Raw genomic sequence first — 13,163 nt, 5'->3', positions numbered from 1 at the left:
CTGGTACTCGTGCATCGAAGGGTCGTGGAGTACGCGCTGGCCAAGCGCGCGAAGCTGGCCGACGTACGCGCCGGGAAGACCGGCGTCGATGAAGTCTGCGATGCCGACCCGTATCTGCTCCGGGCCGCTCAGTTCCACGGCGTCGCCTCCGATCAGAGCTGCCCGATCTGCCGGAAAGAGCAGGTCACCCAGGTTTCCTGGGTATTCGGGAACTCCCTCGGCCGGGCCGCCGGATCGGCGCGCACCCCGGACGAGATCGCCCGGCTGGATGCGCGGACCCCGGAGTTCTCGGTCCACGTCGTCGAGGTCTGCCGGACATGTCACTGGAACCATTTGATCCGCTCGTACGTTGCCGGGATGGCTCCGGCACGCACCACGCGTCGCCGGGCTGCGAAGTAGATCGGCGGCGATGGCCCCCGAGGGAGTTGTCACGGTGACTGGTGTGCCGTCACAGTGGTGGAGAGCAGCTTGGCACAGCAAGCGCGCGACGAAGTGAGTTGAGTGAATGAGTAGCGAGAAGAAGACCGCCGCGGCCCCGGCGGATTCCCCGCGTTCGGGCCGCCTGCGGATCGTCGCGTGGGTACTCGGCCTGGGTGCGGCCGTGGTTCCGGTCGTCGCCATCATCGGCGTCGTCGCCTTCCTCTTCACCTACGCGGTGGTCGACGTCCCCGCGCCGGGTGACATCAAGCAGAACCAGGTCGCCACCATCGTCGACAGCAAGGGCGGCACCATCGCCAAGATCGTCCCGCCGGACGGCAACCGCACCGACGTCAAGTACGACCAGATCCCGCCGACCGTGATCGAGGCGGTCAAGGCCGCCGAGGACCGCGACTTCGACTCCAACTCCGGCTTCTCCATCCGCGGCTTCTCGCGCGCCGCGCTCGGCAAGCTGACCGGCAACTCCGGAGCGGGCGGCGGATCGACCATCACGCAGCAGTACGTCAAGAACGCGATGGTGGGCGACGAGGCCACCGGCATCGCGGGCTACAAGCGCAAGTTCAAGGAACTGGCCATCTCCACCAAGATGTCGCGCAAGTGGTCCAAGGAGGACATCATGTCCGCCTACCTCAACACCATCTACTACGGCCGCGGGGCGTACGGCATCGCGGCCGCCGCGAAGGCCTACTACGGCAAGGACATCACCAAGGTGACGCCGGCCGAGTGCGCGCAGACCAAGCTGAGCAAGGCCAAGCGGGCCAACTGTCTCACCCTGTCGGAATCGGCCCTGCTGGCCGGCGTGATCCGCGGCCCGTCGATCTACGATCCGGCCGTCGACAGCCAGGCCGCCCGGAAGCGCTGGGACTACGTGCTCGACGGCATGGTGAAGACCGGCGCGATCACCGAGGCCGAGCGCTCGGAGCAGACCTTCCCGAAGACGATCGAGCCGAAGAGCACCAACGACGACAGCACGTCGGGCCCGAACGGCCTGATCAAGCGCCAGGTGCTGGCCGAACTGGAGAAGCTCGGCATCAGTGAGCAGGACGTGCGCACCGAGGGCCTGAAGATCACCACGGTGATCGATCCCAAGGTGCAGTCGGCCCTGGAGGACGCGTCCAAGTCGGTGATGTCCGGCGAGCCGTCGGACCTGCGCACGGCCTCGGTATCGGTGGATCCGACGACCGGCGGCATCCAGGGCTACTTCGGCGGCTGGGACGGCTCCGGCTTCGACTACGCCTCGGCCGGCCTGCAGACCGGTTCGGTGTTCAAGGTGTTCGCCCTGGTCGCGGCGCTGGAACAGGACATTCCGCTGTCCAAGCGGTACGACTCGTCGCCGTACACCACCTCGACCGGGCTCACGGTGGAGAACTCCGACGGTGAGTCGTGCGGTACCTGCAACCTGGCGACGGCCATGAAGATGTCGCTCAACACCGTCTACTACCGCCTGATGATGGACCTCAAGAACGGCGCCGACGACGTCGCCGACGCCGCCCACCGCGCGGGCATCTCCAAGACCCTCGACGGCAAGCCGACCCTGGCGAACGCCAACGGCCAGACCGAGGGCGGCGTGGTCCTGGGCCAGTACGACTCGACGGTGCTCGACATGGCCTCGGCCTACGCGACGCTGGCGGCGTCGGGCATCTACCGTCAGCCGTTCTTCGTCAAGAAGGTGGAGACCTCGACCGGGTCGGTGCTGTTCGACCGGCAGAAGGATCCGGGCAAGCGGGTCTTCGCGGCCAAGGTCGCCGACAACGTGACCGCTGCGCTGACCCCGATCGCCGCGTACTCCAACGGCAACGCGCTGTACGACTCCGAGCAGGGCTCGCGGCCGTCGGCCGCCAAGACCGGTACCGCGCAGCTCGGCGACACCGGCAACAACCGGTACGCCTGGATGGTGGGCTACACCCCGCAGCTGTCGACCGCGACCTGGGTGGGCACCAAGAACGGCGACAAGCCGCTGCGCAATTCGTACGGCGGCATGGTCTACGGCAGCGGTCTGCCCGCGCAGATCTGGAAGTCCGCGATGGACCAGGCGCTGGCCGGCCAGCCGATCGAGAGCTTCCCGGACCCGGAGCCGGTCGGTGGACAGGCGGGTATCCCCTACGAGCCGCCGCCGACCACCTACACCCCGACCCCGACCGACACCGAGACCCGGAGGTCCCGCCCCCGGCTGCCCGGTGAAGGTGACGACGGCAACTACACGATCGCGCCGGGTGTGACGATCACCCCGCCGGGCGGCGGCAACACCAGGCCGCGCCGCGGTGGCGGCGGTACCGGTGGTGGCGGCACGGGCGGCGGCGGTACCGGCGGCGACGGCGGCCAGGGCGGTGCCACGGCGGAGACCGAGGACGCCACGCCGACGGGCCAGCCGGAGCCGGTCCCGACGGCCTGACGCGCGTGAACCCAGAATCCGGACCGGACACGGCGGAGCGGACGCCGTCGTCGTCGATGGACGACGACGCGTTCGACTCGCCCGCCCCGCTCGCGGACGACCGACGGCTGAACACCGAGCGGGTGCTGCCCAGCCGCAGCAACGCCCAGATCGCCGTCGCCAGCGAGGCTATCGGCGGGCCGGTCGGTCTGCATGCGGCGGTCGGGCGCAGCAGGCACTGGACACCGCTGCGGGTGGTGTTCCTGCTGGCACTGATCGCCCTCGGCCTCTCGTGGTACGGCAAGGCGGGTTGTCTGCAACAGAAGCCCGCGCACCCGGCCGACCAGAGCGCGAGCGCGGGTCAGGACGCCGGCAATCAGCTGAACTGGAACAACCAGCGGCAGTACTACGGGCTCTGCTACAGCGATGTGATCGCCTTCTACGACTCCCAGCGGCTGACCATCGCCGACCTGCGGAACGGCACCATGCCGTACCGGACGTACTGGTTCGCCCAGAACGCGGCGGGTGAGCAGGTGGGTCCGCGGCAGTATGTGAGCCAGCCGGTGCTGGTCGGGGCGTTCATGTACGTCGCGGCCAAGGCCACGCAGGGCTGGCAGGCTCTGGTCGACGGGACACCGATCCCGAAGCAACTCGACGTGGTGACCTTCTTCAACATCTCCGCGCTGCTGCTCGCGCTGCTCTGGCTGCTCGCGGTGTGGGCGACGATGATGACCGACCGGCGCCGGATCTGGATCGGCGCGCTGATGGCCTGCTCGCCGCTGCTGCTGATTCACGCGTTCACCGCCTACGAGGTGATCCCGGTGGCCATGCTCGCCCTCGCGATGATGTGCTGGGCGCATCGGAGGGAGGTGCTCGCCGGACTGTTCCTGGGGCTGGCGGCCTCCGCGGCGCTGTATCCGCTGCTGCTGATCCCGGTGCTGGCGGTGGTCTGTCTCCGCAACCGGCGGATGCACGACTTCTGGGCGGCGATCGCGTGCGCCGTGATCGCCTGGCTGGCGGTGAACCTGCCGCTGCTGATCAGCTATCCGCAGGGCACCACGGCCTTCTATCGCGACTGGTGGCAGCGGGTTCCGCAGCCGGACAGCCTCTACAACCTGGTGATCAAGGCGACCGGGTGGGCGCCGTCGACGTCGCTCGTGAACGCGCTCGCGCTGATCCTGCTGGTCGCGGTGATCTGCGGCGTGGTGTACCTGGCCGCGCGCGTACCCGCCCCGATGCCCGGCCGGATCGATCCGGTGGCCCCGGCCCAGCTGATGTTCCTGCTGGTCGCCGGGTATCTGCTGGTCGGCAAGGAGTGGAACCCGCAGTCGTCGCTGTGGCTGGTGCCGCTGGCCGTGCTGGCGATCCCGCATGCGCGCCTGCTGCTGGCGTGGATGGTGATCGACGCCCTGGTGTGGGTGCCGCGGATGACCCTGTTCCTCGATCCCGGCCGCAAGTGGCTGCCGGAGGAGTGGTTCCTGGTGGCCGTGGCGGTGCGGGCGATCTTCGTGCTGGTGCTGTGCGGTGTGGTGATCCGCGACCTGCTCACCGAGCGCGCCCCGGCGGCGGTGACCGGTCCGGTCTACGCCGGCGCGACGGGCTGAGCCACCCGGTCCGCCAGGGCCGCGCGGGCGTGGTCCCAAGCGTCGTCGGTCATCGCGTACTGCGCGGTCGTCCGCCAGCCGCCGGCGAAGCGGCGGTGCTTGCGGAGCAGGCCCTCGAAGGTGGCGCCGAGCTTGGCGATCGCCGCCCGGGAATGCGCGTTGTTCTCGTGCGTATGCCAGACCACGCGGACCGCACCGGCCTCGGTGAAGGCGTAGTCGAGCAGCATCAGTTTGGCGGCCGGATTGACGACGGTGCCGTGCACCGAACGCGCGTAGAAGGTGTACCCGATCGCGACCGTCAGATTCGTGTGGTCGACGTCGTAGTAGCTGGTGGTGCCGACGAGTGCGCCGGTCGCGTCGTCGATGACGGCGAACGCGATGCGATGCGGGTCGTCGTGGGCGGCGGTGATGTAGTCGATCGCCGCGGCGGTGTCGGTGGGGATGGACGTCCAGGGTCCGAGCTCCGGATCGGATGCGCCGATGGCGCCGAGCGCCGCGGCGTCGGTGATCCGCAGCGGTCGCAGCGTGACCCCGGCGCGGGTCAGGATCGGGGCACCGAGCCAGCGGCCGGCGGCGCCGTCATCGGCGATGGCGAGCCGGGTCAGCGGCGGGAGCGGCGGGAGCTGGCTGCGGACGAGCGAGGCCAGCGGCTCGCGCAGCGGGGTGCTCACCGCGGTGACCAGGAAGTACGCGAGCAGCACCACGTGCACCCAGACGCCGAGGTTCACGCCGCCGATCACCCACCACTTCATCGGTGAGCCGGAGTTGATGATGCCGAACAGCCGGAAGATCGTGACGTCCAGAATGAAGTCGGTGACCAGGTAGATCGCGATCACCCACCACCGCACGCGCAGCAGCACGAAGAACGGCAGCAGCCACAGCGTGTACTGCGGCGAGTGGACCTTGTGGAAGAGCATGAACGCGGCCAGCAGTGCGAAGCTGGCGCCGATCCACGGGAACACCGCGGTCTCGCGGTAGCGCCGCCAGGCCAGGTACAGCCCGGCCGCGACGCCGACGACGATCAGCACCGGCGACAGCGTGCGGACGGCGGAGTCGTAGGCGTCGACGTCGTCGTGCGACAGCCAGTACCAGCCCCAGTACCAGAAGGTGTTGGTGTCGATCGACGCCGTGCGGTTGCTCTGGAAGGTCAGTGCGGCCTTCCAGCCGTCGTACCCGGCGATCATGAACGGGACCTGCACGACGAGCGTGGTGATCACCGCGGCCAGGATCACCCAGGCCGCCCCGACCCAGTCGTAGGCGCGTCTGGCCGTCGCGGCCGGATCGGGACAGCCGCGGGTGAGCACGTACAGGGCCAGGGGCAGCACGAACAGCCCGGGATAGATCTTCAGCGAGAAACCCAGCGCCAGCAGGATCGAGGCCAGGATCGACGACGTCCGCAGGCTCAGTCGCGGCCGGCCGGTCGTGGTGCCGACGCTCGCGCCCCACGCCATCACCGCGACGGCGGCGACCGAGGTGAAGACCACCGGAAGCTCCCAGTTGTGGAAGGCGTACAGCACCAGCGGCGGGGTCGCCGCCCACACCAGCACCCACCAGCGGCTCATCCACGCGAGCAGGAGAGTCGTGACCAGGGCGAACGGCGCGAGGATCAGCGCCGACTGCTGGAAGAAGGCCAGATCGCTGTGCCGGCCGATCGCGCCGAGCCACATCAGCAGCCCGGACAGCACCGGGTATTCGACGACGCCGCCGTACAGGTGTCCCTGGTCGGTGATGCCGCCGTGGACGTACGGGAACACGTGGTTGTTGATGTCCCGCCCGATCCACAGGAACATCAGGTCCGAGTAGCAGGGCACGATGGCGTGCGGGTCGCCGACCGGGAAGCGCAGGCTGCGGCCGTCCGGGTAGAACGGCGCACCGCCGCACAGCGACTTGATGCGATAGCTCCAGGTCAGCGCTGCGCCCGTCAGGAGCGTCGCGATCACCGCGAGCGCCGACGCCTCGCCGCGGTGAAGGAGCGGCCGGCGCTCGATGAGGGCGGAACCAGAAGGCATGACGATGACTCTAACCGGCGCGGCGGCGACCGCGGGCACGGGGATGATTGCCTGATTTCCCTGGTCACGGACGTTCATGTATCTTGGACGGGTTGCCGACGCAGGCGACCCTCCTGCCGTGGAACGTCCACGGCCGATTAGCCCATAGGAGGTGATGTGGTCTTATGCGTCACTACGAACTGATGGTCATCCTCGATCCGAGTCTGGACGAGCGCACCGTCGCCCCATCCCTGGAAACCTTCCTCAATGTTGTGCGTTCGGGCGGCGGCTCCGTCGACAACGTCGACATCTGGGGCAAGCGCCGTCTCGCGTACGAGATCGAGAAGAACAACGAGGGCATCTACGCCGTCATCGAGCTCACCGCGACTCCCGCGACCGTCAGCGAGCTCGATCGCCAGCTCGGTCTGAACGAGTCGGTGCTGCGTACCAAGGTTCTGCGCAAGTAAGCGCGGAGCGTCGTCCACCGCCCGTGGATTGACCCTCGTGCATGTCGTAGGCGGCCGATAGGGTGGGTTTCGACTCATCCAGCCGTCCGCGGACGCCCGGGGCGCAACCACACGAACTCAGGGGATCCTCATGACTGACACGGTCATCACCGTCGTAGGCAATCTCACCGCCGATCCGGAGCTGCGGTTCACCGCATCCGGCGCGCCGGTCGCCAACTTCACGGTGGCCTCCACTCCGCGCACCTTCGATCGTCAGACCAACGAGTGGAAGGACGGCGAAGCGCTGTTCCTCCGCTGCAGCATCTGGCGTGACGCCGCGGAGAACGTGACCGAGTCGCTCACCAAGGGCACCCGCGTGATCGTGCAGGGCAAGCTCAAGCAGCGGTCGTACGAAACCCGTGAAGGGGAGCGCCGGACCGTCGTCGAGCTCGAGGTGGACGAGATCGGTCCCTCGCTGCGCTACGCGACCGCCAAGGTCACCCGCACTCCGCGCGGTGGCAACAGCGGCGGTGGCGGCGGGAACTTCGGCGGTGGCGGCGGCTACGGCGGAGGCAACCAGGGCGGCGGCTACGGCGCGCCGGCCGGTGGCAGCCGTCCGCAGCAGGCCCAGCCCGCCGACGATCCCTGGGGCAGCGCACCGCCCGCCGGCGGAGGTTTCGCCGGTGGGGACGACGAACCACCATTCTGATAACGGGCTCGCCGGCCCGACTGCATCAAACGGAGCAACAAAATGGCAAAGCAAAAGGGGCGTAAGCCCCGCGTAGAGAAGGTCACCAAGGCCAAGGCCTGCACCTTCTGCAAGGACAAGAAGAAGGACAAGCCGTCCGGCATCGACTACAAGGACACCGCGCTGCTGCGTCGTTTCCTGTCCGACCGCGGCAAGATCCGGTCGCGCCGGGTCACGGGCAACTGCGTCCAGCACCAGCGGGACATCGCGGTGGCCGTCAAGAACGCGCGTGAGGTGGCCTTGCTGCCCTTCACCTCGACCGGTCGCTGAGCGGGAAAGGAATCACTGACATGAAGCTGATCCTGACCACCGCCGTGGAGAACCTCGGCGAAGCCGGCGACACCGTCGAGGTGCGTGACGGTTACGGCCGCAACTACCTGCTGCCCCGCGGCCTGGCGATCGTCGCCACCCGTGGTGCCGAGAAGCAGGTCGAGGGCATCCGCCGGGCCCAGGCGGCCCGCGTCGTCCGCGACCTGGACCACGCCAACGAGCTGAAGCAGGCCCTGGAGGGCCTGGAGAGCGTTTCGCTCACCGTGAAGACGCACGACTCGGGCAAGCTCTTCGGTTCGGTGACGGCGTCGGACGTCGTCTCCGCCATCCGCGCGGCCGGCGGCCCGGCCGTCGAGAAGCGCAACGTCGAGTTCCCGAAGGGGCACATCAAGGCCACCGGGGCGCACCCGATCGTCGTGAAGCTGCACCCGAAGGTCGAGGCCAAGTTCGACGTCGCCGTCGTCTCCGCCTGACGCGTTCTGTGCGCTGCGAGCGCCGGTTCCCTCCGGGGACCGGCGCTCGTCGCATCCCCTGGGATCGGACGCCGCGAAACCGTCGTATCCATTGGTCGCCGACCAACGGATACGACGATTACGGGCGGGGTCAGCGCAGGCGCGCGGGCAGGTACTTCGGGGCCGGGTTGGCGCTGTGGGCGCGGTCGCCGCGCGGGTAGTAGAACTTGTGCCATGCACGGCTCAGGATGAACGCGCGGTTCGGGGAGGCACAGGAGACCACATTCCGGCGCGGGACGGCACAGGTGACGTTCGCGACGGAGATCTTCTGGCCGACCTTCAGCACGGGGGCGCGGAAGCCCGCGCGCGAGCCGAAGGTGTAGTTGGTGCCCGGCGGCACCCACCAGGGGCCCTGAGCGTCGTTGGTGATGGCGACGCCCTGGGTGCCCGGCGGCGCGGTGTACGGATGTCCCTGGCAGGCGACGGAGCCCGGCCGCGGCCCGATCTGGCACCGCCACTGGCCGGCGGCGAAGAACGTGCGGCCGTCGTCGGCGTAGCGCAGCGACTGGAAACGCTGCGCCTTGACCGGGGTGAAGCTGCCGAAGGCGAGTTCGGCGGGAGGCGGCGCTGCCTGCGCCGGGGCCGCGGTGACCGCCAGCAGGGCCACGAGAGCCGCCACGACGGCGAACAGCAGAGGGCGGCGGATCGACGAATCGGGAACGCGCACGAGTCCATTCCATCACGGGGAGCGGCCGCCGCGGTGTCGTTCGAGCGAATGATGCACCTCAACCGAATATCGACACCGGTCCGGGCGTGGCGCAACGCGACACGCCGAGCGCGCGAATTTCGTCGCCTGTGGACAGTAGGAAAGGGCCTTCACCAGTGAAAACAGGGGTTGATCCGGGAGAAATTCGAGGTCCGTCCACAGATTTGTGCACAGTGCTTCTCGCAGGACGCACCGTTGTCCACAGGATTCGCACAGTGTTGTCCACACCCACCGTTTGCCGCGCGGGTGAACGGGCCCCTAACCTTCGGCGAAGGACTCGAATCACGGCTCCCCGACGACGGTGCGGGAACGGCCGCCGGCAGGAGAAGGGAGCAGTGCGGTGACGATCAACGACGACGATGACGCGTCGCTCACCGAGCCGCCTTCGACGCCGGAGGAGACGCTCCGTCAGCCGCCGCAGGACATCGCCGCGGAGCAGTCGGTGCTCGGCGGCATGCTGCTGTCCAAGGACGCGATCGCGGACGTCCTGGAGAAGATCAAGCCCGACGACTTCTACAAGCCCGCGCACCAGGCCGTGTACGACGCGATCCTCGAGCTGTACGGGCGCGGTGATCCGGCGGACGCGGTGACCGTCGCCAACGAGCTCGATCGCCAGGGCGAACTCCGCAAGGCCGGCGGGGCGCCGTATCTGCACACGCTGATCTCGACGGTGCCGACCGCGGCGAACGCGGGCTTCTACGCCGAGATCGTCGCCGAGAAGGCGCTGCTGCGCCGTCTGGTGCAGGCCGGCACCCGCATCGTGCAGTACGGCTACGCCGGGGCCGACGGCCAGGACGTCGCCGAGGTGGTGGACCGGGCGCAGGCGGAGATCTACGACGTCACCGAGCGGACGTCGTCCGAGGACTACGTGATCCTCGACGAGCTGATGCAGCCGACGCTCGACGAACTCGACTCGATCGCCTCGCGCGGCGGCATGTCGCTCGGCGTGCCGACCGGGTTCGCCGACCTCGACAAGCTGACCAACGGCCTGCACCCGGGCCAGATGATCATCGTCGCCGCGCGGCCCGGCGTCGGGAAGGCGCTCGCTCTCGACACCCCGCTCCCGACCCCGACCGGCTGGACGCGGATGGGCAAGGTGGCGGTCGGCGATCGGCTGATCGGCGCCGACGGCAGGCCCACGCGGGTGGTCGCGATCAGCGAGGTGATGACCGAGCGGCCGTGCTTCGAGGTGGAGTTCGACGGCGGCCCGGTGATCGTCGCCGATCGTGATCACCTCTGGGCGGTCGACGTCGACGGTGAGCGCAAGGTGCGTACCACCGGCGACCTGCGCGAGTACGTCGGTGCCGCCGTGGTGCCGGCGACCGAGCCGATCGAACTCCCCGAGCGCGAGTTCGCCTACGGGCCGTACACGGTCGGTGCGCTGGCCGGGATGGCGTACGACGATCCGGAGATCGGCGCGTGCATCGAGGCCGAGGGGCCCGTCGACGTGATGACCCTGATGGCCGATCTGGCCGGGCTGATCCCGGACGAGTACCTGCGCGGCTCCATCCGGCAGCGCCGGGCGGTGCTGGCCGGGCTGCTCGATGCGCGGGCGCGGGTCGACGACGACGGCACGATCATCGTGCCGGTGGTCACCCGGCACACCGACGAGGTGCTCAGCGATCTGATCGCCGGCCTCGGCCACAGCTATGAGCGCGAGCCGAACGGCTGGATCCGGATGTCCGCCGACGACGACGTGTTCACCGTCCACGAGAAGGCCGTGCGGCACAAGGAGTTGCGGGCCGGGGCCCGCGGACACCGGATCACCGCGATCCGGCCCGTCGCCTCGGTTCCGGTGCGCTGCGTGCAGGTCGACAACGCCGACCGCCTCTACCTGGCGGGCGGCGCGATGATCCCGACGCACAATTCGACGCTCGCGATGGACTTCCTGCGCTCGGCGTCGATCCACAACGGCAAGGCCGCGGCCATGTTCTCGCTGGAGATGAGCAAGACCGAGATCGTGATGCGTCTGCTGTCCGCCGAGGCGCGCGTGAAGCTCGGCGACATGCGGTCGGGCAACATGAGCGATGACGACTGGTCGCGGCTGGCCCGCCGGATGGGCGAGATCAGTGACGCGCCGCTGTTCATCGACGATTCGCCGAACCTGACGATGATGGAGATCCGCGCCAAGGCGCGCCGCCTGAAGCAGCGCCACGACCTGAAGCTGGTCGTCATCGACTACATGCAGCTGATGACCTCGGGCAAGAAGGTGGAGTCGCGCCAGCAGGAGGTCTCCGAGTTCTCCCGGTCGATCAAGCTGCTCGCCAAGGAGCTGGAAGTCCCCGTCGTGGCGATCTCGCAGCTGAACCGCGGTCCGGAACAGCGGACTGACAAGCGCCCGCAGGTCTCCGACCTGCGTGAATCGGGCTCGCTCGAGCAGGATGCGGACATGGTCATCCTGCTGCACCGGCCCGATGCGTTCGAGCGCGACGATCCCCGCGCCGGCGAGGCGGACATCATCGTCGGCAAGCACCGTAACGGCCCGACGGCGACGATCACCGTCGCCCATCAGCTGCACCTGTCGAAATTCGTGGACATGGCGCGGGGCTGAGGGCTCACCGATGATCAGCACCCGCTTCGCCGAGGAGTCCGGGATCGAGCATCCGATCGTCCGCGGCGGGAGGACGGCGGTCGGAACGGCCGGCCTGATCGCGCCGGTGGCGAACGCCGGGGCACGGGGCTTCCTCACCGCGCTCAGCCGCCTGGTGGCGGGCGACGTCGGCGTCGGCCACTCCTGACGGGCGCGGGCATGCGAGGACGACGGCGGCACCTACCGCGCCCGGACGGCGTCTTCGTGGTGACCGGTGCGGGCAACGGGATCGGGCACTGCGTGGCCGTCGAACTCCTCGCGCGCGGGGCGCGGGTGGCCGCCGCCGACCTCGACGCCGGCGCTCTGGCGCGACTCGCCGACGACGCGCGAACGGGCGATCGGCTCTCGACGCACACGCTGGACGTCGCCGATCGGGAGGCGTGTGCGGCACTGCCCGCCCAGGTGCTCGCCGCGCACGGGAGAGTGGACGGCTTGTTCAACATCGCCGGGATCGCCCAGGGTTTCGAGACTGCGTGCGGGATCGACGAGGCGCGGATGCGAACGATCGTCGACGTCAACTTCTACGGGACCGTCGAGCTGACCAGGGCGTTTCTGCCGGTGCTCGATGGCCAGCCGGACCGGGGCGTGATCATGGTGACGTCGAGCCTGGCCGCGATGGTGCCGGTGCCCGGCGCCGCCGTGTACGGGGCGTCGAAGGCGGCGGTCGCGCAGTTCGGGTACGGCCTCGCGCAGGACCTGCGGAACGCCCGGTCCTCGGTGACGGTGACGACCGCCCTGCCCGGTACCGTCTGGACGGGCCTGGTCGCCGAGAGCGCACGGACCCTCGGCACTCCCGAAGTGCTCGCCCGGAACTTCGCGATGGCCGCACCCAAGGCCGCGCACCGGATGATCGAGGCCACGTTTCGGGGCCGTCGTCGCGTGGTGATCGGGACCGACGCCCGCGTGTACGACATGCTCGGCCGGGTCAGTCCGGCCGCCGCCGAACGGGTGTCGTACGGGCAGGTCGCCCGGTTCGTCTACCGGGATCGCTGATCGACGCGCCGAAGATCGTGGGTGGCCGGCGCGGTCAGTGCCACACGACGAAACCGAGTCCGGTCAGCACCAGCAGAGCGGCCAGGAGATAGATCGGCCACGGACCGGGGAGTGGGCCGCCGCGTTTGAGGGCGGTGTCGACCATGCGCCAGCGGGCGATGCCGATGACCGCGGTCAGTGCGCCGATCACCACGAGGGCGCTGCCGAGGGTGACTCGCGCTGCGGCGTTGCCGAACGGGTCGATCAGATGCAGGACGGCGACACCGGCCGCCATCAGACCGAGGGCCGTCCGCAGCCACGCCAGGACGGTGCGCTCGGAGGCGAGGGTGAAACGGGCGTCGACGGCGCCGGGGACGAGGGCGCCTGCACTGTCCGGGTCGTCGTCGGTCGGGGCGCCGGACCCTTCGACTCGGTTCGTCACTTCGTTCCTCACCGGCTCGGGGGGCGGTCGGTTCGGGTCGTCATGTCGTTCCTCACCGGCTCAGGGGGCGGTCGGT

Annotated in this window: 13 protein-coding genes; 10 read left to right on the top strand and 3 right to left on the bottom strand. The window is 69.3% G+C overall.

Features of this window, described 5'->3' with window-relative positions:
* The first annotated feature begins 9 nt into the window (after positions 1-9).
* From MYK68_RS20375 to MYK68_RS20365, 3 genes are all read left to right on the top strand, one after another.
* On the top strand, positions 10-399 hold the full coding sequence (locus tag MYK68_RS20375) for a DUF5318 family protein (protein ID WP_247865539.1): 390 nt from the start codon (positions 10-12) through the stop codon (positions 397-399).
* A gap of 106 nt (positions 400-505) precedes the next feature.
* Positions 506-2,830, top strand: coding sequence for a transglycosylase domain-containing protein (locus MYK68_RS20370; RefSeq protein ID WP_247865538.1), 2,325 nt, complete (start codon positions 506-508; stop codon positions 2,828-2,830).
* A gap of 5 nt (positions 2,831-2,835) precedes the next feature.
* Positions 2,836-4,413 (top strand): glycosyltransferase family 87 protein, encoded by a 1,578-nt coding sequence (locus MYK68_RS20365; RefSeq protein ID WP_247865537.1) that lies wholly within the window; start codon positions 2,836-2,838, stop codon positions 4,411-4,413.
* Here MYK68_RS20365 and MYK68_RS20360 read toward each other — a convergent pair.
* Positions 4,392-6,422, bottom strand: a complete 2,031-nt coding sequence (locus tag MYK68_RS20360; protein WP_247865536.1) for a GNAT family N-acetyltransferase — start codon at positions 6,420-6,422, stop codon at positions 4,392-4,394. The genes MYK68_RS20365 and MYK68_RS20360 overlap by 22 nt on opposite strands.
* A 164-nt stretch (positions 6,423-6,586) precedes the next feature.
* On the opposite strand from MYK68_RS20360, the gene rpsF reads away from it, so the two are divergent.
* The 4 genes from rpsF (at position 6,587) to rplI (ending at position 8,338) form a co-directional block, all read left to right on the top strand.
* Positions 6,587-6,868 carry a 30S ribosomal protein S6 gene (gene rpsF / locus MYK68_RS20355; RefSeq protein ID WP_247865535.1) on the top strand — a complete coding sequence of 94 codons (282 nt, stop codon included), beginning with the start codon at positions 6,587-6,589 and terminating at the stop codon, positions 6,866-6,868.
* A 130-nt stretch (positions 6,869-6,998) separates the two neighbouring features.
* Complete coding sequence (locus MYK68_RS20350; RefSeq protein WP_247865534.1) at positions 6,999-7,556, top strand: single-stranded DNA-binding protein; 558 nt, start codon at positions 6,999-7,001, stop codon at positions 7,554-7,556.
* Between the two features lie 42 nt (positions 7,557-7,598).
* Complete coding sequence (gene rpsR, locus MYK68_RS20345; protein ID WP_247865533.1) at positions 7,599-7,865, top strand: 30S ribosomal protein S18; 267 nt, start codon at positions 7,599-7,601, stop codon at positions 7,863-7,865.
* Between the two features lie 20 nt (positions 7,866-7,885).
* Positions 7,886-8,338, top strand: a complete 453-nt coding sequence (gene rplI, locus MYK68_RS20340; protein WP_247865532.1) for a 50S ribosomal protein L9 — start codon at positions 7,886-7,888, stop codon at positions 8,336-8,338.
* A gap of 130 nt (positions 8,339-8,468) precedes the next feature.
* On the opposite strand, the gene MYK68_RS20335 is transcribed toward rplI, so the two are convergent.
* On the bottom strand, positions 8,469-9,044 hold the full coding sequence (locus MYK68_RS20335; protein ID WP_247865531.1) for a hypothetical protein: 576 nt from the start codon (positions 9,042-9,044) through the stop codon (positions 8,469-8,471).
* A 379-nt stretch (positions 9,045-9,423) separates the two neighbouring features.
* On the opposite strand from MYK68_RS20335, the gene dnaB reads away from it, so the two are divergent.
* Genes dnaB through MYK68_RS20320 form a run of 3 tightly spaced genes read left to right on the top strand, consistent with a single transcriptional unit; the run spans position 9,424 to position 12,666 of the window.
* A complete protein-coding gene (gene dnaB, locus MYK68_RS20330; RefSeq protein ID WP_371308122.1) occupies positions 9,424-11,634 on the top strand; it encodes a replicative DNA helicase in 2,211 nt (736 codons plus the stop codon).
* A gap of 10 nt (positions 11,635-11,644) precedes the next feature.
* Entirely contained in the window at positions 11,645-11,821 is a 177-nt protein-coding gene (locus MYK68_RS20325) for a hypothetical protein (RefSeq protein WP_502798282.1), read from the top strand.
* An 11-nt stretch (positions 11,822-11,832) separates the two neighbouring features.
* Positions 11,833-12,666 carry an SDR family NAD(P)-dependent oxidoreductase gene (locus tag MYK68_RS20320; RefSeq protein ID WP_247865530.1) on the top strand — a complete coding sequence of 278 codons (834 nt, stop codon included), beginning with the start codon at positions 11,833-11,835 and terminating at the stop codon, positions 12,664-12,666.
* Between the two features lie 34 nt (positions 12,667-12,700).
* Here the strand turns inward: MYK68_RS20320 and MYK68_RS20315 are convergent, their stop codons facing one another.
* Positions 12,701-13,087 (bottom strand): YidH family protein, encoded by a 387-nt coding sequence (locus MYK68_RS20315; RefSeq protein ID WP_247865529.1) that lies wholly within the window; start codon positions 13,085-13,087, stop codon positions 12,701-12,703.
* Positions 13,088-13,163: the final 76 nt, after the last annotated feature.

The sequence above is a fragment of the Gordonia sp. PP30 genome, assembly GCF_023100845.1.
Classification (GTDB): domain Bacteria; phylum Actinomycetota; class Actinomycetes; order Mycobacteriales; family Mycobacteriaceae; genus Gordonia.
This window is presented reverse-complemented; position numbering and strand designations above follow the sequence as displayed.

Excerpts from the sequence above, each read along its gene's own strand:
- MYK68_RS20370 (WP_247865538.1), top strand. The coding sequence starts at position 506 with ATGAGTAGCGAGAAGAAGACCGCCGCGGCCCCGGCGGATTCCCCGCGT.
- MYK68_RS20360 (WP_247865536.1), bottom strand. The coding sequence starts at position 6,422 with ATGCCTTCTGGTTCCGCCCTCATCGAGCGCCGGCCGCTCCTTCACCGC.
- rpsF (WP_247865535.1), top strand. The coding sequence starts at position 6,587 with ATGCGTCACTACGAACTGATGGTCATCCTCGATCCGAGTCTGGACGAG.
- MYK68_RS20350 (WP_247865534.1), top strand. The coding sequence starts at position 6,999 with ATGACTGACACGGTCATCACCGTCGTAGGCAATCTCACCGCCGATCCG.
- rpsR (WP_247865533.1), top strand. The coding sequence starts at position 7,599 with ATGGCAAAGCAAAAGGGGCGTAAGCCCCGCGTAGAGAAGGTCACCAAG.
- rplI (WP_247865532.1), top strand. The coding sequence starts at position 7,886 with ATGAAGCTGATCCTGACCACCGCCGTGGAGAACCTCGGCGAAGCCGGC.
- MYK68_RS20325 (WP_502798282.1), top strand. The coding sequence starts at position 11,645 with ATGATCAGCACCCGCTTCGCCGAGGAGTCCGGGATCGAGCATCCGATC.
- MYK68_RS20320 (WP_247865530.1), top strand. The coding sequence starts at position 11,833 with ATGCGAGGACGACGGCGGCACCTACCGCGCCCGGACGGCGTCTTCGTG.